16 protein-coding genes are annotated in these 18,846 nt (G+C 41.1%); 14 read left to right on the top strand and 2 right to left on the bottom strand.

Translation table 11 applies throughout. The features are described 5' to 3' along the window. Nucleotides 1–186 precede the first annotated feature (186 nt). Nucleotides 187–315: a protein YhfH gene (gene yhfH / locus G6R02_RS12385; protein WP_164669552.1), complete on the bottom strand. Its 129-nt coding sequence runs from the start codon at nt 313–315 to the stop codon at nt 187–189. 98 nt (nt 316–413) lie between these two features. Between yhfH and G6R02_RS12380 the strand changes: the two genes are divergently transcribed. From G6R02_RS12380 to G6R02_RS12360, 5 genes are all read left to right on the top strand, one after another. Continuing rightward, on the top strand, nt 414–1,151 hold the full coding sequence (locus tag G6R02_RS12380) for an MBL fold metallo-hydrolase (protein ID WP_164669551.1): 738 nt from the start codon (nt 414–416) through the stop codon (nt 1,149–1,151). A 65-nt stretch (nt 1,152–1,216) separates the two neighbouring features. Next, the gene (lplA, locus tag G6R02_RS12375; RefSeq protein WP_164669550.1) at nt 1,217–2,212 is read left to right on the top strand and encodes a lipoate--protein ligase; all 996 of its coding nucleotides are present in this window, start codon (nt 1,217–1,219) and stop codon (nt 2,210–2,212) included. A gap of 269 nt (nt 2,213–2,481) precedes the next feature. After that, nucleotides 2,482–4,020 (top strand): fatty acid--CoA ligase family protein, encoded by a 1,539-nt coding sequence (locus G6R02_RS12370; protein WP_164669549.1) that lies wholly within the window; start codon nt 2,482–2,484, stop codon nt 4,018–4,020. 97 nt (nt 4,021–4,117) lie between these two features. Then, complete coding sequence (locus G6R02_RS12365; RefSeq protein WP_164669548.1) at nt 4,118–4,267, top strand: hypothetical protein; 150 nt, start codon at nt 4,118–4,120, stop codon at nt 4,265–4,267. A 129-nt stretch (nt 4,268–4,396) separates the two neighbouring features. Continuing rightward, a complete protein-coding gene (locus G6R02_RS12360; RefSeq protein ID WP_164669547.1) occupies nt 4,397–4,918 on the top strand; it encodes a competence protein ComK in 522 nt (173 codons plus the stop codon). Here G6R02_RS12360 and G6R02_RS12355 read toward each other — a convergent pair. Continuing rightward, nucleotides 4,866–5,255 carry a YhjD family protein gene (locus G6R02_RS12355; RefSeq protein ID WP_164669546.1) on the bottom strand — a complete coding sequence of 130 codons (390 nt, stop codon included), beginning with the start codon at nt 5,253–5,255 and terminating at the stop codon, nt 4,866–4,868. The two genes, G6R02_RS12360 and G6R02_RS12355, sit on opposite strands and share 53 nt — an antisense overlap. A 206-nt stretch (nt 5,256–5,461) precedes the next feature. On the opposite strand from G6R02_RS12355, the gene G6R02_RS12350 reads away from it, so the two are divergent. The 9 genes from G6R02_RS12350 to G6R02_RS12310 all read left to right on the top strand — a co-directional run bounded on the left by G6R02_RS12350 (nt 5,462) and on the right by G6R02_RS12310 (nt 18,822). Then, nucleotides 5,462–6,112: a TVP38/TMEM64 family protein gene (locus G6R02_RS12350; RefSeq protein ID WP_164669545.1), complete on the top strand. Its 651-nt coding sequence runs from the start codon at nt 5,462–5,464 to the stop codon at nt 6,110–6,112. Between the two features lie 135 nt (nt 6,113–6,247). Continuing rightward, nucleotides 6,248–6,799: a signal peptidase I gene (gene lepB / locus G6R02_RS12345; protein WP_164669544.1), complete on the top strand. Its 552-nt coding sequence runs from the start codon at nt 6,248–6,250 to the stop codon at nt 6,797–6,799. 441 nt (nt 6,800–7,240) lie between these two features. Further along, nucleotides 7,241–10,732, top strand: a complete 3,492-nt coding sequence (addB, locus tag G6R02_RS12340) for a helicase-exonuclease AddAB subunit AddB (protein WP_164669543.1) — start codon at nt 7,241–7,243, stop codon at nt 10,730–10,732. Beyond that, nucleotides 10,733–14,452, top strand: a complete 3,720-nt coding sequence (addA, locus tag G6R02_RS12335) for a helicase-exonuclease AddAB subunit AddA (protein ID WP_164669542.1) — start codon at nt 10,733–10,735, stop codon at nt 14,450–14,452. Between the two features lie 226 nt (nt 14,453–14,678). Further along, nucleotides 14,679–14,822, top strand: a complete 144-nt coding sequence (locus G6R02_RS12330) for a cytochrome c oxidase subunit 2A (protein ID WP_164669541.1) — start codon at nt 14,679–14,681, stop codon at nt 14,820–14,822. Nucleotides 14,823–14,838: 16 nt separating this feature from the next. Continuing rightward, the gene (locus tag G6R02_RS12325) at nt 14,839–15,300 is read left to right on the top strand and encodes a cytochrome c oxidase subunit II (RefSeq protein ID WP_164669540.1); all 462 of its coding nucleotides are present in this window, start codon (nt 14,839–14,841) and stop codon (nt 15,298–15,300) included. A 12-nt stretch (nt 15,301–15,312) separates the two neighbouring features. Next, nucleotides 15,313–16,992, top strand: a complete 1,680-nt coding sequence (locus G6R02_RS12320) for a cbb3-type cytochrome c oxidase subunit I (RefSeq protein ID WP_164669539.1) — start codon at nt 15,313–15,315, stop codon at nt 16,990–16,992. A 633-nt stretch (nt 16,993–17,625) separates the two neighbouring features. Beyond that, on the top strand, nt 17,626–18,261 hold the full coding sequence (locus G6R02_RS12315; protein ID WP_164669538.1) for an SCO family protein: 636 nt from the start codon (nt 17,626–17,628) through the stop codon (nt 18,259–18,261). Between the two features lie 3 nt (nt 18,262–18,264). Next, the gene (locus G6R02_RS12310) at nt 18,265–18,822 is read left to right on the top strand and encodes a hypothetical protein (protein ID WP_164669537.1); all 558 of its coding nucleotides are present in this window, start codon (nt 18,265–18,267) and stop codon (nt 18,820–18,822) included. The last annotated feature ends 24 nt before the right edge of the window (nt 18,823–18,846 follow it).

The raw sequence follows: 18,846 nt of genomic DNA, 5'->3' as shown, positions 1-18,846 counted from the left end.
TACTCCTTTCATCATTACTTCGTTTCTCTAATTAATTATAAAACAAACGCTAAGATTATGATATGATTTTTCAGATTTTTTGCCCAAAAAAATACAGCTACATGCATAGCTGCTCAGTAGAAAGGTCCTGGCTGTTCTAGTACAATATAAATAGTTTTTAAATATAGAACTTGATAATACTACATATTATCTTGCTGGATGATCACATTCGTCACACAGGTTACCATAGCAGTCTGCTTTCTCATGCATGGCGTGACCGCAGTTATGGCATTTTTTCTTAGGTAAATTCCTGAAGAACTCAACAACGTTAATCATGTGCATCCTCCTTTAAGTTTGTGTTTATATTGTATTATAACAGTATGCATAATGTCAACATTGTGTTACAACAATTTTTAAAAAGAGGTGAATCGTCTATGAAGGTAACAATAATAGGTTTTTGGGGTGGGTATCCCGCTCCAGGTGGTGCAACATCGGCATATTTAGTTGAGAAAGATGGTTTTTCATTAATGGTTGATGCAGGAAGCGGCTCATTGTCCAAAGTGCAACATTACAAAAATATAATGGACATTGATGCGGTAGTATTATCGCATTATCATAACGATCATATTGCCGATATTGGTGTGCTGCAGTATGCCTGGCTGGTAAATTCATTTATAACAGAGAGAAAGGAAATTTTGCCAATCTATGGACATGCTGAGGATGTGCATGGGCTTAAATCACTGACACACGAATGTACGGAAGGAATTGCTTATGATCCAAATGAAACATTGGAGGTTGGTCCGTTTTCCATTACTTTTTTGAAAACAGATCACCCTGTTCCGTGCTATGGGATGCGGATTACCGATGGTGACAGTACCATCGTTTATACGGCAGACACTTCCTACAAGCAGAAATGGCACGATTTTGCAAAAAACGCTGATCTGCTGATAACTGATTGCAATTTTTATGAAGAGCAGGATGGGTCAAAAGCCGGTCATATGAACAGCAAAGATGGAGCAGTTATTGCCAATGGGGCTGATGTAAAAGAACTGATTTTAAGCCATCTGCCACAATACGGAGATAACGGCAATCTCATCAGGGAAGCCAGTAATTATTTTAAAGGTAAGATTCAACTGGCAACAGAAGGACTGGTATGGGAAAAAAGTCGTTAACTTTGATTGTCAAGTCGTTTTCTATTACAATTATCTATGGATAACATAATAGGGAGGGCGATTTGATGAAGTTCATTGATAATCAGGGAATAACAGATCCAATGATTAATTTAGCAATTGAAGAATATATTTTGGAAAACTTTGGTGAAAAAGATACATATTTATTATTTTATGTAAACAAGCCGTCCATTATTATAGGCAGAAACCAGAATTCTGTCGAGGAAATCAATACGGAATATGTCGATAAAAATAACATCAAAGTTGTTCGTCGTCTTTCAGGTGGCGGGGCAGTTTACCATGATGAACAAAACCTGAACTTCAGTTTTATTACGAAAGATGATGGGGAAAGCTTCCAAAACTTTAAAAAGTTCACCCAGCCAATGGTGGATGCATTAAATAAATTAGGGGTACCTGCAGAAATGCAGGGGAGAAATGACCTTGCAGTTAAAGGACGTAAAATTTCAGGCAATGCAATGTTTTCAACACGCGGCCGCATGTTCAGTCACGGAACATTAATGCTCGATTCAGAAATAGAAAATGTTGTTTCAGCATTAAATGTACGTAAGGAAAAAATTGAGTCAAAAGGTATCAAATCAATTCGCAGCCGTGTAGCAAATATTTCTGAGTTTCTGGATGAAAAAATTACGATGGATGAGTTTAAAAATATTATCCTTCGCTATGTTTTTGATGTGGAAGATGTAAAAGATGTTCCACAATATAAACTAACAGAAGAGGATTGGGAAAATATCAAAAAGATTTCTGAAGAACGTTACCAGAAATGGGAATGGAATTACGGTAAATCACCTAAGTTTAATGTTCAGGAATCACATAAATTTGACGGAGGACTTGTGGACGTTCGTCTGGATGTGAAAAATGGGATTATTGAAAACTGTAAAATCTATGGAGATTTCTTCGGCATGGGTCAAATCAGTGAATTGGAAGACAAGCTGACGGGTGTACGTCATAATCGACAAGCAATTGAAGATGCACTCGAAGATACAGATGTTTCATATTATCTGGGAAGGATTTCAAAAGAAGAATTTGTTAGTCTGTTATATTAAATAGATAAGGGAGCGGCACACGCGTATGTGGCCGTTCTTTTTTATGGCTTGGTTAATTTGGAGAGTCGCTGATTCAAGCTGAAGCCACCATCCCACGGAAAGCACAGTACGAGCGTTCAGTTTTGAAATAATAATTCGGAAAAATTGAGCTATTTACAAAAACGTAAACGTTTTCACTTGAAATCAGATTTTCAGTATTTTATAATTTAAATGAATTTTGGTAAATAAATGAATGATTATTCATTCATAACAGATTGGGGGAGAAGAACGTGAATATAACAGTACAATTATCGATTACCGCCAAAGAGAATCCACAGAAAACCGCCTACATATTTCAGGATAATGAGACGAGCTATATAGAGTTGGAGGGAGCAGTAACGAAATTTGCTTCCCGTTTGCAGCAGATGGGGTACAAAAAAGGAGACCATATCGCTCTGGTAGTCGGAAACAGCCCATATTATATCATTGGTTTGTATGGAGCACTGCGTCTTGGTGCAGTTGTCATACCGATTAATCCTTTATACACACCGACCGAAATGGCTTATATCCTGAAAAATGGTGATGTTAAAGGGATTATAACGATGGATAAATTGTTGGAAAAATTTGAAGCGATTTCTGATCAATTACCAAATGCCCGGCATTACATAGCATGTGATAGTGGTAAAGGTGTTTCACTTGAGAACAGTTCATTATCAGCAAAATTGAAATCGTTTTCGCAGATGGTCGAAGAGGGCAGCCTGGAATTTGATGTCCCTGAGCAGGATGATGATGATACAGCGATAATCCTGTATACATCCGGAACAACAGGCAAACCAAAAGGTGCCATGCTTTCTCATAAAAATATTTATTCAAATGCAAAGGATGTAGCCGACTATTTAACAATAAACGGTGAAGACCGTGTGATTGCAGCTTTACCAATGTTTCATGTTTTCTGTTTGACGGTTGCACTGAATGCACCATTGATGAATGGCGGGACAGTACTTGTGATGCCGAAGTTTTCACCACAGGAAGTATTTAGAATTGCAACAGAACATAAGGCAACTGTTTTTGCAGGTGTCCCAACAATGTATAACTATTTATTACAAAGCGGGGCAGAACATACAGCTGATTTTGCTGGAGTCAGGTTATGTATTTCAGGCGGAGCTGCAATGCCTGTTGCTTTATTAAAAGAATTTGAAAAAGTATTCCAGGTAAAAGTTTCAGAAGGCTACGGTTTGTCTGAAGCGTCACCGGTTACATGCTTTAATCCATTGAATCGTCCGAGAAAGCCTGGTTCAATCGGACAAAGCATCATCAATGTTGAAAATAAGGTTGTCAATGAATTCGGTGAAGAAGTTTCCGCCGGTGAAGTTGGTGAGTTGATCGTTCGCGGACCAAATGTCATGAAAGGCTATTATAAACTCGATGAAGAAACGGCAATTGCCTTGAATGATGGATGGCTTCACACCGGGGATATGGCACGCATGGATGATGAAGGTTACTTTTATATCGTTGACCGGAAAAAAGACATGATTCTTGTTGGCGGCTACAATGTTTACCCGCGTGAAGTGGAAGAAGTATTGTATGATCATCCTGGTGTTGCCGAAGCAGCAGTTATTGGGACTCCTGATTCGGAAACAGGTGAATCTGTTCTTTCCTTTATTGTGAAAAAAGATCCGGGATTGACTGAAGATGCTCTGATGGAGTACTGCAAAGCGCATCTGGCAAAATATAAAGCTCCATCCAGCATAGCGTTTTTGGACGAGCTTCCGAAAAATACTACGGGGAAAATTTTGCGTAAAAACTTACGCGAGAAAGTGAAACAGTAGAGCAGTGGTAAAAGGTGTTCCAGTCGACTGGAGCACCTTTGTTAGTATAAACGCTATCCATTCCTGGAATAATAAAAAGAAAAAGGAGCTGGTAGCGATGAAAAAGAATATGAAATCTCCGGAGCTGGCCACGTTTACATTATTGAATCCTGATTTTCATGCGGCAATGGATAGTGAGAGCTCAGAAGAACATATGAATAATGCCAATAAAGAGAGTGAAGATACATCACCTGACAATACAGAATAATTTGTCTAAATAGTGAACACTATAAAAATTTTGGTGAAAATTGAAATTTTTAGTACACTTTATATCAGATATTTGGTAAATTATAAATATGCCTCTTTCTTTTCATTTAACATGAAAGGATGAATTACCATGTTAAATGAATTCTATTTCCCATCACACGAAGTAACTCCCCTTACAATAGCAGTAATTGCACAGGATGATGAAAACGGACATCCCACCACGTGTGTGCTGGAAGAACAGGAAGAATATTACGTTCAGCATACCCCAAGCAAGATTATTGATTATGCATGCAAGTTTTTCGGGTCAAGCCTTCGCGGCAGGCAAGATGGAACAAGGGATGTTTGTGGTATCACACATAAGGCCCCCATTTCCATTGATCCTTCCAGCGGCATGTATTTCTTTCCTACAACATCACCGACAAACCCAAAATGTTCATGGATTGCCCATTCCCACATAGACAAAGTGAATAAAGGACCTGAACATTATACGGAAGTTAAGTTTAAAAACGGTAAATCAGTTCTTCTCGATGTTTCATACGGTTCGATGCTCAACCAGGTGCAGCGAACTGCGCAATTTCGGTTTCTATTGGATAACCGTATCAAGTATTTGCAGAAACATAATGCTGATATGGTGGCAGAGCCTTTTGCATAAGTTCGTGAAGGATCGTTTCGACTTTTTTACGAATGGCCGGATTAAAATAATTGCGCTGTTCTTCCCGGCCTTTGCAAAGAAACAGATAGGAAGAAAATGAATCATTTGAATTGAGTGTAACCACTTTCAGCTTCTCGTCTTCCATCATTTTTCGCAGTTTCCTTCGTTCATGTGTTGCTTCAGAATACATTTTTTCCAAAAGTTCGGTATAAGGCTCCTTGATTTTAAAAGCTCCTTTTTGGATGTGCTGAATATCCTGCTGAATAACAACCATCGCCATCGAAAGAAATAGGAAGCGTGAAGCTAACTGCAGTTCTTCATCGTTAAGATAGCGCAAGATGTAACCCCTCCATGTTTTTACGAACGTTTGTTCTATTACATTATATGATAAATGGAATAAAAAATACACTAAAAAAATCATAAAATGAAAAGAAAGAGGCAAATCTTCATTTCTACTATGCATATATTGAGGTTTAGATTAAAATAAAACTAGATAAAATAAATATAGTAAAACTGTTTGCAGATGAGTAAGGAGACTTTTTCATGTATTTATTAACCCTCAGCATAGCGAATTGGAAAGTATTACTTGAAGAAGACAAATTGGATGATTACATCATGCAATTACTGAACCAATATGAAAGTTTGGGCCCTTTACCTGGTATTCTATTGCCATTTATTGAGGCATTTCTTCCATTTTTGCCGCTGGTCGTTTTTGTACTTGCCAATGGGGCTGCATATGGATTGCTGGAGGGGTTTTTACTATCATGGGCAGGTGCGAGTGCTGGCGCTGTTGTTGTCTTTTTAGTCGTGCGCCGGCTTGGAGATAAAAAGGTATTTAAAGCAGTCCGTAAAAATAAGCAAGTGCGCAAAGTAACGGCCTGGGTGGACCGGCATGGATTTGGCCCACTGTTTCTATTAATGTGTTTTCCATTTTCACCATCATCGATTATTAATCTTGTTTCAGCCTTATCGAAAATAAGTATTCAGCAATTTATTCTGGCGGTAATACTGGGTAAATCTGTCATGATCTTTTCGATAGCATACGTCGGATCAAGTATTATGTCGTTTGCAAAAGAACCGGTAAAAACGATTGTTGTTGGCGTGTGTGTTGTATTATTCTGGCTGGTAGGAAAATATTTTGAACGCCGTATACAGCGAAAAGCATTAATAAAGGAAATTTCTGAAAGAGAGTAGGTTAAAAACTTTCCAAACAGGGTAACATAGTGCTAGAGAATGAAAAAGTGAAGGTGCCCGTTTATTGCCGTTGAAAGGCGCTGGGTAACGGGGGCTGCAACACTTAACAGAGAACAGACCCTGGAGGAAATTGGTATGAAAAAAGGATATGTACGAAAAATAATCCCGGTTGTTTTACTGGCAATAGCACTGGCATTTGTTTTTCGGTCATTTATATTTGCCAGTTATGTAGTAGATGGCGAGTCGATGGAACCGACCCTTTATGATGGAAACTTACTGATGGTAAATAAAGTTGTATATGATTTAACAGATGTTGACCGCTTTGATGTTATCGTGTTTCACGCCAACTCAAAGGACGATTATGTAAAACGTGTGATCGGGCTTCCCGGCGATGAAATTGAATATAAAGGTGATAAACTTTATATAAATGGAGAGTACGTGGAAGAAGAATTTCTGGAGCCACTTAAAAACATGGACGACATGGGACCATACACAAACGATTTCACATTGGAGGAAACAACAGGAAAAAAGAAAGTCCCTGAAGGTAAATTGTTTGTACTGGGCGATAATCGTGAGGATAGTCTGGATAGCCGGGAATTCGGCTTTGTCTCAATTGAACAGCTTGTTGGAAAAGTTGATGTCAAATACTGGCCCGTTTCCGAGGTAAAACTAACCTTTGGCAATTAGCTGCAAAAGCCTATAATAAAACTTCTGATTTTGGTAAAATAAGAGTCAGAAGTTTTTTGTTTTGAGATTAAATGATAGTGAAGTGTGAATGAATGGTTGATATAAACTGTGCAGTAACTTTATATGAGTGTTAGTCCGCCGCTGCGGATATACACTTCGCTTTCACGCCTCCGGGTACCAAGGCGACATCTGCTCAAAAAGTGAGTTTTCGCAGTGTCTTCTTAGCCGTGGGCGGCTGATGAGCCTCTCCGTGTTGTCACACTACGAGTCTCACCTAGGCCTCTGCTCCCACAGGAGTCTCCGTGTATATTCCAGCTGCGGCCTCAAAGAGCATCACTTAATAGCGATAACAGGATTTCTCTAGGTTACGTCACAGTTTATAAAAACTTCTAAGAAAAGAATCTTATAAAATACAAGATTTAATTTAGAGGGGGATGAAAAATGGGGATTCGTTTTTTGTTAGGCAGATCCGGAACCGGAAAAAGTGGACGCACGTTGGACGAAATAAAAGAAAAATTATCCGATAATCCACAGGGTCCGCCAATATTTTATATCGTTCCAGACCAAATGACCTTTCAGCAGGAATATGAAATGTTTAATACAAAGGACATCCATGGAAGCATCCGCGCCCAGGTTGTAAGCTTTTCGCGGCTCGCATGGCGTATCTTACAGGAAACCGGCGGGGGAACAAGACAGTTTATCAGTTCTGTCGGAATCCAGATGATGCTCCGGAAAATCATCGAAGAAAAAGAATCCGAATGGAAAGTCTTCCAAAAAGCGTTGGAAAAACAGGGCTTTCTGGAACAACTGGAAAAAATGATAACCGAATTTAAACGCTATCGAATCACCCCCGACATGCTGCACATGCAAATCGAGCAGATGAACCAGTTTGTTCATAAAGAGTCCGGTGAAGTTGCACTGACAAACAAGTTGAACGACTTGTCGTACATATACGAGAATCTGGTCCATGCCCTGCAAGGTAAATATATTGATAGTGAGGATCAATTGCAACTGCTTGCGGAAAAAATCAAAGATGCCACATTGCTTGAAGATGCTGAGATTTACATCGATGGTTTCCACCGGTTTTCTCCGAAGGAACTTCTCGTTGTAGAAGCGTTAATGAAAAAATGTAAATCAGTAACTATTGCCTTAACAACTGATGCCGCAGATGCTGATGATTTTTCTGAGTTGGATTTATTTTATCAGACGAAAGAAACGCATCAGACCCTTCAGGCAATTGCTGAAGAAAATCTGATAAACATAGATGAAACCATTATCCTTGATCCGGCGAACGGCAGATTCAAAGAAAAGCCTTATTTTGCCCACCTTGAGCAAAATTTCGATAAGCGTCCTGCACCGGTATTTAACGGGAAAGTTCCAATGCAAATAGCTGAAGCAGTACACCCAAGGGCAGAGGTTGAAGGTGCTGCTCAGGAGATTCTCCGTCTGGTAAGAGAAGAAAACTATCGATACCAGGATATTGCAGTGTTTATCCGGCAGACAGATATGTATCATGATTTGATTAATACAATTTTCAGTGATTACGATATTCCTGTTTTTATCGATGAAAAACGGACGATGCTGAATCATTCGCTGATCGAATTTATTCGTTCTGTATTAAATATTGTTGAAGGAAACTGGCGCTATGATGCAGTTTTCCGTGTTCTGAAAACCGGATTTATTCCATCGGCAGATTCCAAATACCCGCTTAATAATGATGCGATTGATGAGCTGGAAAACTATATACTCGAGTATGGAATTCGTTCGCGTGAGCGCTGGATTGGTGACGAGCAATGGCATTTTCAGCGTTTCCGGGGCTTTGACAGATCGGCGCAGACAGATAAGGAAAAAGAAACACAAAAGCGCATAAATGCCTATAGAAACCAGGTAGTTCAGGCATTGCAGGAATTTGATCAGGAAATCAGAAATGCAGGAACAGTTCGGGAATTATGTGAAACGGTATATTTATTGCTGGAACGATTGAATGTGCCAGAGCGTCTGGAGCAAATGCGGGAAATGTACGATGCGGAAGGTCAGATCGAGAAAGCCCGTGAACAGGAGCAGGTATGGAGTTCCATCATTCAACTGTTTGATGAAATGGTGGAGTTGGCGGGTGATGAATCGATGACCCTGGAAACGTTTCGGACGACGATTGAAGCGGGATTTGACTCATTGACATTTGCCCATGTGCCGCCAAGTATGGACCATTGTATAGTTGGGACGATTGACCGTTCGCGAATAAGCGGAATAAAATGTTCCTTTCTACTTGGTGTGAATGACGGTGTGTGGCCGATGAAACCAGCTTCAGATGGGATGATTAATGAACAGGAACGGGAACTGCTGGCAGATAATGGGCTGCAACTTGCAGAGAGCAGTACACGACAGTTACTTGATGATTCGTTTTATATGTATATTGCCTTCACATCCGCCAGTGATTATTTGTGGATAAGTTATCCCTTAAGTGATGAAGAAGGAAAATCAAAAATGCCTTCACAGATGATTAACCGAATGGAGGATTTATTTCCTGCATGCAGCGATCACATTTTATTGCAGGATCCTGAGGAGCTAATCGAAGCTGACCGGTTCATTACAACGCCGATGAAGACAAGAGCAGCATTGACCGCCCAATTAGCCCGCAGCCGAAAAGGGTATCCGGTTAAGCCAATCTGGTGGCATGTGTTGAACTGGTACATTGAAAGTCACCCGAAATTCAGCACTACCTATACGATTCTGCAAAGCCTGTACTACCAAAACAGGCCGAAAAACTTAACGAAGGAAACGACTGAACAATTATATCCAAAACAGGTTAATGCCAGTGTCTCGAGGCTGGAATCATATTACCGCTGTTCCTATCAGCATTTTGCAAAGTACAGTCTGAAACTGGACGAAAGAAAAACATACAAACTTGATGCACCTGATATTGGTCAGCTTTTTCATGAGGCATTGAAAAAAATTACCGAGTGGATTCAGGCTGAAGGGAAAGATTTTTCACAGTTATCCAAGGGTGACAGTTCCGGATATGCTCAGAAGGCGGTTGATAATCTTGCACCAATCCTGCAGCACCAGATTTTGCACAGTTCAAACCGCTACAAATACATTCAGAAAAAACTGCAGGAAGTTATTGCCCGGGCAACATACGTGTTAAGTGAGCAGGCAAGGCAAAGTGAGTTTTCACCGGTCGGATTGGAACTTGGCTTTGGTGATAATCAGACACTGCAGCCCGTTACACTGCCATTGCCAAATGGATTTGAATTAAAGTTACGGGGGCGAATTGATCGGGTTGATAAAGCGCTCGATAACGAGTCATTATTTCTGCGTATAATTGATTACAAATCAAGTGCAAAAGGGTTGAATCTTGTTGAGGTTTATTATGGGCTGGCATTACAGATGCTTACCTATCTGAATGTTGTCCTGACGCAATCGGAAAAATGGCTTGGTGTGAAGGCAACGCCAGCCGGAGTGCTTTATTTCCACGTGCATAATCCAATGGTTTCCGGAAAGCTGAAAATGTCCGATGATGAAATCGAAAAAGAAATCTTTAAAAAGTATAAAATGCAGGGTTTATTACTATCAAACGAACAAATCGTCAAATTGATGGATACCTCATTGGAGTCTGGATCCAGTCAGGTGATACCGGCAGGAATGAAAAAGAATGGTGAATTTCAAAAGTATTCCAAGGTTGCAGACAATGAGACGTTTTCAAGCCTGCAGCAGCATATTAATCACCTCATGATGCAGGCGGGAATCGATATGACGAGCGGTGGCGTACATTTGAACCCATATCAGCATAAACAAAATATCGCCTGTACGTATTGTCCATTCCTGTCTGTCTGTCAATTTGACCCGATTTTAGAGGAAAATAACTACCGTAAACTTACTGATATGAAAGATGATGAAATACTCGAAAAGCTTAGGCACAAGGAGGGAAAGTAAATGGTTAGTTGGACGAAGGAACAGGAACAGGCAATCTATACCGATGGCAGTGATATTCTCGTGGCAGCGGCTGCCGGTTCCGGAAAAACAGCAGTGCTTGTCGAGCGGATTATTCAGAAGTTAATCAAGAAAGAAAATCCGGTAGATATTGATTCTCTCCTTGTCGTTACTTTTACTAATGCAGCAGCCCAGGAAATGCGGAACCGGGTTGGTCTTGCATTGGAAGAGGCCTTGGCCGAAAACCCCGAATCGGCACATTTGAAAAAGCAATTATCCTTATTGCAGCGGGCATCGATTTCAACGTTGCACTCCTTCTGCCTTGAAGTCGTAAAACAGTATGCTTACTTACTTGATATCGATCCTGCCTTCCGTATTGCGAATGATATGGAGGCGGATCTGATTAAGCAGGAAGTGATTGATGATTTATTTGAGGAATGGTACGGAAAAGAAGGTGAAGAACAGGGACATTTTTTTGCTGTTGTCGACCGTTTTTCCAGTGACCGGAGTGACACGGACGTAGAAAGTCTTGTCCTTGACTTGTATACCTTTGCCGTACAAAACCCGTGGCCCGACATGTGGCTTGATCAGCTGGCAGATGTTTATGATATCCCGGAAGATTGGAAAGAAGAAGAACTTCCATTGCTGTCAATTATCAAACGCGAGGTTAAAAGCCAGCTCGAAGCGATGCAGCAGGAGATTAATCTGGCATTGGACCTGACCAGGGAAAGTGATGGTCCATACCATTATGCCGATGCAATTGATGCTGATGCAGAGAACTTACAAAACGCACTGGCCCATTTGAATTCATGGGATGATTTGCAAGCCTTTATGGCAAGTAGTTCCTTTGCGACTCTTTCCCGAAAAAAAGTCGATTGTGACGATGCTAAAAAAGATAAGGTAAAAAAGCTGCGTGACGGTTATAAAAAGCGATGGAACGATATGAAAGAAGGATGGTTCAGCCGTAATCTGGAAAATCACGTTGCCGATATGCAGGAATTGGCTCCTGTCATCAGGCAATTAACGGAACTTGTGAAGCAGTTTAAAGAGCAATTTACCGAACAGAAACGTGAACGGGCAATTGTGGACTTTTCAGATCTTGAGCACTATTGCCTGGAATTGCTGACAGATGAATCGTCAACTGTTGAACACGTAGTACCTTCCCGTGTAGCAGAAGGTCTGAAAAAACAATTCAGTGAGCTGCTGGTTGACGAATATCAGGACACGAATCTTGTTCAGGAAACGATTTTGACGCTGATCAGTGATCAGGAAGGGCCTGGGAACATGTTCATGGTTGGCGATGTGAAGCAGAGTATTTACCGTTTCCGCCATGCTGAACCAACGTTATTTATTCAGAAGTATAAGCGTTTTGCTGATGACGAAATTCCGGCTAAACGTGTTGATCTGGCAAGTAATTTCCGCAGCCGGGAACACGTTCTTTCTGGTGCCAATTATATTTTCAGGCAGATTCTTGATGAGGATCTGGGGGAAATAGACTATGATCAGGATGCTGAACTGATTTATGCAAATAAAATGTATGATACGTTGCCGCTGACTGAACCGGAACCCGAGCTGCTTATCATCGATCGTGAAGCACCGGAGGAAAAAGAAGATATATCACCGGAGGAAGAGGATTTTCAGGATCTGGAAAAAGCACAGCTGGAGGCCCGTGCCTATGCTGAGAAAATAAAAAGCTGGATTGGTCAGAAGGAAAATAATCCATTACAGGTCTATGATAAAACTACTGATACACAACGGGAAATCCAGTATCGTGATATTGTTATTTTGATGCGATCCATGACATGGGCACCAACAATTGTCGATGAATTGAAAAAGCAGGATATACCTGTATATGCCGAGCTGTCAACAGGGTATTTTGAGGCAATTGAAGTGAAAATTATGCTCAGTCTGCTTAAAGTGGTTGATAATCCAAGACAGGATATACCGTTGGCGTCTGTACTGAAGTCACCGATTGTTGGATTGGATGAGGAAGAACTGGCATTGGTTCGGTTAGCTGATAAACAAGGTTCCTACTATGATGCACTGAAAGCATTTAATCGGCAAAATACAGGTGATACAGCGGTAAAGGTCAACAACTTCCTGGAAAAACTGGAACACTATCGGTTGGCATCCAGACAAGGAGCATTATCCGAATTGATCTGGCAGATTTACCGGGAAACCGGGTATTATGACTTTGTCGGTGGTATGCCCGGCGGACGGCAGCGCCAGGCGAACTTAAGGGCGCTGTATGATCGTGCCTGTGGTTATGAAACGACTTCATTCCGCGGATTATTCCGCTTCCTGCGCTTCATTGAGCGGATGGAAGAGCGGGGAGATGATCTTGGTTCGGCACGTGCATTAAGCGAGCAGGAAGATGTTGTCCGGATTATGACGATACACAAAAGTAAAGGGCTGGAGTTTCCGGCCGTCATTCTTGGTGCAATGGATAAGCAATTTAACCTGCAGGATTTAAAACAGCGTTATTTATTGCATAAAGACCTTGGTTTTGCCAGTAAATACATTGATCCGGTCAAGCGGATCACCTACCCGACGTTATATTACCATGCCTTGCAAAAAGAAAAACAGCGTGAACTGCTGGCCGAAGAAATGCGCGTATTGTACGTTGCATTAACACGTGCAAAAGAGAAACTGGTCATGGTCGGTAATGTCGCATCATTCGAGAAGAAGCAGCAGAAATGGCAAAAGATGATTGATCATACCGAGTGGATTTTGCCCGCGCATTTCCGGGTGGAATCGAAAACGTATCTTGACTGGGTCGGTCCAGCCCTGATACGGCATCAAGCAAATGATGTGTTACGCACGGAAGAGGTTGATGATAAAGTTCTGGAAGCAATCCGAATCGATCCGTCTGAATGGAACGTTTCGGTTATACATGGAAGTTCGTTAACAAACTTGGACGAAGAAGCAAAACAAACAGAACTTGAGCGAAAAGAAAACATTATTGATTGGAAGCCGCTTGAATTGGATGACAGTGAACTGGATCAAATGGTGGAAAACCGTTTGGACTATACGTATCCATTTCGCGAGGCAGCGACAACACGTGCCAAACAGACGGTTACGGAAATTAAACGGCAGCGTGAGATGAAGGATGAGTACAGTGGTGATCAGCTTGTCCAAACATTTCATGCGCCTATCGTCAAACGACCGGTGTTTATGCAAAAACAGCAATCGATAACTGCTGCAGAACGTGGTACCGCGATGCATACTGTTATGCAGCATATACCACTGTCAAAGCCAATGGATAATGGGGAGATAGAAGAATTTGTTGAATCATTGGTTGAACGGGAGATTCTTACAAAGCAGGAAGCGGAAGTAATTGATATCGATGCTGTTGAGCAATTCTTTACAACACCGATTGCCCGACTGGTTATGGATGCTTCTGTTGTATATCGCGAGGTACCGTTTAGTCTTTCCCTTTCTGCAAAAGAAGTCTATGCCAACTGGTCAAGTGATACGGATGAACAAGTACTTGTTCAAGGTGTGATTGACTGTGTTATCCCTGCAGAAGATGGCTGGTTAATCCTGGACTATAAAACAGATGCAATAACAGAAGAAGTTACCGACCGTGTAAAAGAAACGCTTCTGAAACGCTACGAAGTGCAAATGAAACTTTATAAACATGCCATTGAACATATTTGGCATGAGTCAGTGAAAAAGACGCATCTTTATTTCTTTGCCAAACAACTGGTGCTGGAAATTTAAATTGCGTTTGTGGCAAAGAAGTTACAAATAAGAATAGTTATTAATCGCAAGCCAAACTCTTTTATGACAAGGGGTTTGGCTTTTTTGTGCTGCGAAAAGCAAGCCGTTTCACATAAAAAGAATTTTGCTGTAATTAAAATCACACTTGCCTGTGATTCGTTTCACTTCGGAAGGGCCCATTCAAAAATAATATATAGATGAAAGATAGATTAAGGAGGGAACTGTGATGGGTTCAGTAAAAACGAATACTCCAAAAGATTCAAATGATGAAAAGTCGCTAAAGGGAACATTTGCGTCAGTTTTGGTTGTGGCAGCTATTATTGTCGTAATGTGGATTGGCGTGTTTTGGCTATACATGGAACGAGTTTAAGAGGAGGGAATAACACATGCATCGTTTGGAAGAGATTTGGCTTGCATTAAGTGCTGGTATATTAGTTGTTTTTATGGTTGTAGTTGGTTATCAGGCATTTGCACTTGGAATGGGGCCACCAAGTCATAAGGAAACGATCGATCCACAGAAGGTAGATCAGACAGCTCCATTTACTGACCCCGGTGTAAAAGAGGTTGGTGAAAACAGGTATGAAGTAGTGATGACCATGCAGGCATTCGGCTTTAATCCAAGTAATATCGAGGTTCCGGCCGGGGCAGAAGTCACGTTTATTATGACATCCAAAGACGTTACACATGGATTTCAGGTAGCCGGAACAAACATCAATGCGATGGTAATGCCGGGACATATCCAGGAAATCACCCACACATTTGATGAACCCGGAAATTACCTGGTGTTATGTAATGAATATTGCGGTACAGGGCATCAACTGATGTCAACAACGATTACAGTGAAGTAAGGAGTGAAGATAATGGCAAATTCATTAACGGAAATAATCCGTGATGACCCGAAGAAAGCTTTGGGGGTAAACCCAAAGGATGCGAAACTGTCAAAAGCGTATTTGTCAGTTGCATTTATTACGTTGCTTATTGGCGGGTTTTTAGGGCTGGTACAGGGACTTGAACGGGCAGGGCTGCTGCAGCTGCCTGCATGGTTGAACTATTATCAGGTTTTGACAGCTCACGGTATTTTATTAATTCTTATATTTACGGCTGCATTTTCGATTGGTTATTTATATGCAGGGTTTTCCCATACAATGGGTGGATTGCTTCCCAAGGTGCGGAAAATGGCATGGACAGGATTAGGACTGATATTATTCGGGGTTGCGCTTGTTGTTACGACAATCCTGATGAATGAAGCATCTGTCCTGTATACATTCTATCCGCCATTGGCAGCATCACCAGTGTTTTATATCGGATTGGTGTTTGTTGTACTTGGGATTTGGTCATGTGCATTCGGTGTATTTATTAATTACACCCACTGGCGGAAAAATCATAAAGGTGAGGTAACACCATTATTTGCATTCTTTACAATGGGTGTGTTTATTCTCTGGTTTTTCGGAAGCCTTGGTGTAACGTATGAAGTGCTGACACTTATCCCATGGTCAATGGGCTGGAAAGAAACGGTTAATGTCATGGTAAGCCGAACATTGTTCTGGAGTTTTGGACACACATTGGTTAACGTCTGGTATATTATCGCAACGTCAGCATGGTATATTGCCGTACCAAAAATTATCGGAGGAAGAATTTTCAGTGATAAATTGGCCAGAGTTGTTGTCATCCTGCTGGTAATTTTAAATATCCCAGGCGGATTCCATCATCAGATTATTGACCCGGGAATCTCTGAAACAGTTAAATTCCTCCACGTATTCATGAGTATTTCAATTGCCTTTCCTTCTTTAATGACTGCATTTGCAATGTTTGCAGTGTTTGAACGGGCAGGCCGCAAACAAGGCGGAAAAGGATTGTTCGGCTGGTTTACCAAATTGCCATGGGGTGATGTTCGCTTCCTGGCACCGATGATTGCTATGATTGCCTTCATCCCTGGTGGTGCAGGCGGATTAATTAATACAAGTAACCAGATGAACCAGGTTATTCATAATACGATGTGGGTTGTCGGTCATTTTCATATAACAGTAGGTGTGACAGCCGTACTGACGTTCTTCGGGATTTGTTATTGGCTCGTTCCGTATATATCGAAACGTAAGCTGACACCGCAAATGAATAAATTAGGTATTATTCAGACAATCATCTGGACAGTCGGGATGATTCTGATGTCAGGTTCACAGCATTTGGTAGGATTACTTGGAGACCCGCGCCGGACCTCGTTTACAACTTACGGGGATCATCCGACGGCACTGAGCTGGGTGCCATACGAATATGTAATGGGATTCGGGGCAACATTACTGCTCTTGGGTGTTATCATCCAGGTTTATGCCGTATTCAATATGATGTTCTTTGCACCAAAAGGTGATTCGGAATTCCCTATCGGTGAAGTGGAAGATGACGCCGAGCAGACACCAATCTGGACCGAGCGCTGGAGTCTGTGGATCGTATTAATGCTGATGGTAGTAGCCATGGCTTACGTTGTGCCAATCGTAGACTTTGTCGTTAACGGACCTCCAGGATCACCACCGATTAAGACGTGGTAGATTGAAAGTGAGTGTGTTCGATTAGTCGCGGGTGCTTAATCTAAGTCATGAATCATAAAGAGATAGTTCGTTTATGGGCTATCTCTTTCCAATAGCTCTTTTCGTTATATTTGTTGCTCTTTAACCATTGCAGTAACCGTAAACCGCGAATTAGTATGGGTGCTAGAACACCGCTCCGGAAATACACTTTGGTGCTCGTTATGTTACAAGTCTTCTCCGAGATGTGGCACTCCTTCGGGAAAGACAGGATTATGAAGAGTAAAAGAAAACAGAATCATTAATGAAAAGTGGTTCATCAAGCTTATGAAGAGCAAAAGAGGGCGGAATCATCGACAAAAAGTGGTTCATCAAGCTTATGAAGCACAAAAGAGGGCGGAATCATCGGCAAAAAGTGGTTCATCAAGCTTATGAAGGGCAAAAGAGAGCGAAATAATCGATAAAAAGTGGTTCATCAAGCCTGAGATCGAATATATTCAATCTTCGTGATTAGAGAGCCCCGCTAAAAAAATACTGTTTTGCAGTTTATGTCTTTTGTGTCAAAAACAACAAATTTTTTCAGTGGGACAGGTAACTGCAGTCCTAATCATTTAGAAAAAAGCCTTTCTATAAAAATACTACTGGGGTGTGATCGTAATGGTCAAAAACCGGCATACTGCAATTTCAATAATAGTTGTAATTATTTTTGGATTTGGCCTGTTCTATACCGGTACAGACGGATTTCGCGCTTTTACTGCAGAAAGTGCACGGACGTTAGAAATCGTGCAAACTCAGCCTGAATTTCCTCCGGTAACATTGGAGGACAGCAAGGAACGAACATATACATTTGATGAATTTGCCGATGGACGATATGTATTCATAACGTTTATGTATACGAGCTGTACTACCGTATGTCCCCAATTGGAAATGAATATGGCTGAGGTTTATAAACAAATACCGGACAAATATATCGGTGAGGAAATTGTATTTCTCAGTATCAGCTTTGATCCGGAGCGGGATGATCCTGAAACTTTGGCAAAATACAGGGGTTATTTTAACAGCGACGGTGAGACATGGCGGATGGCCAGAATCAATGATAAGGATGAACTGGAATCATTACTGGATAAACTCGGTGTAATTGTCATCCCTGATGGAAATGGTAATTTTACGCATAACAGTGCATTCTATGTAATTGGAAAATCGGGACATTTATTGGAAGTTATGGATTACACCCTCATCGATGAAGCTGCTGACAGGGTGAATACAATCCTTGAAAGCGGGGAGGGTTCATAAACAATGAAACAAGCATTTTACGGGTTATTGCTGTTTATATTCCTCATCCTTCCGCCCGTTTCCAATTTACTGGAATCAATTATGATTGTTCATATGCATATGCAAATGCCGCTTCTGGTCATATCCGGCTTTTTAATGGCACGTTTTTTTCAAATTCGGTTTCCGCAATTTTTTTACAAATGGAATCATAATGGCATTCCAGGAATCCTGTTAGTTGTTGTTGTTTGGAGTTACTGGATGATTCCAAGAGCAATGGATGAAGCAATTACCATTCAGTTAGTCGAGTTATTTAAATTTATCAGTTTGCCATTTTTGGTTGGAGTCCCGCTCCGTGACAGCTGGAAAAAGCTTGGAAAGATTGGCAGAAACATAGTCTACCTGTTTTTTATCATTATGCTGGCTATCATGGCATGGCTGTATATTGGGGCTGACAGTCAACTATGCAATAACTATCTCCAAGTTGAACAAAAAACGCTCGGTTGGGGTTCAATGGCAATGGCAGTGTGTTTGCTCCTGTACGTTGTGCAATTATTTTTTGTTGATCAATCGGAATTTGAATAGAGTGACCATAGATAAAAATGATCC

Source organism: Virgibacillus doumboii, assembly GCF_902806455.1.
In the GTDB taxonomy this organism is placed as follows: domain Bacteria; phylum Bacillota; class Bacilli; order Bacillales; family Amphibacillaceae; genus Lentibacillus; species Lentibacillus doumboii.
Note: the sequence above shows the minus strand (reverse complement) of the source record. Positions and strands in the feature narration are given on the sequence as shown.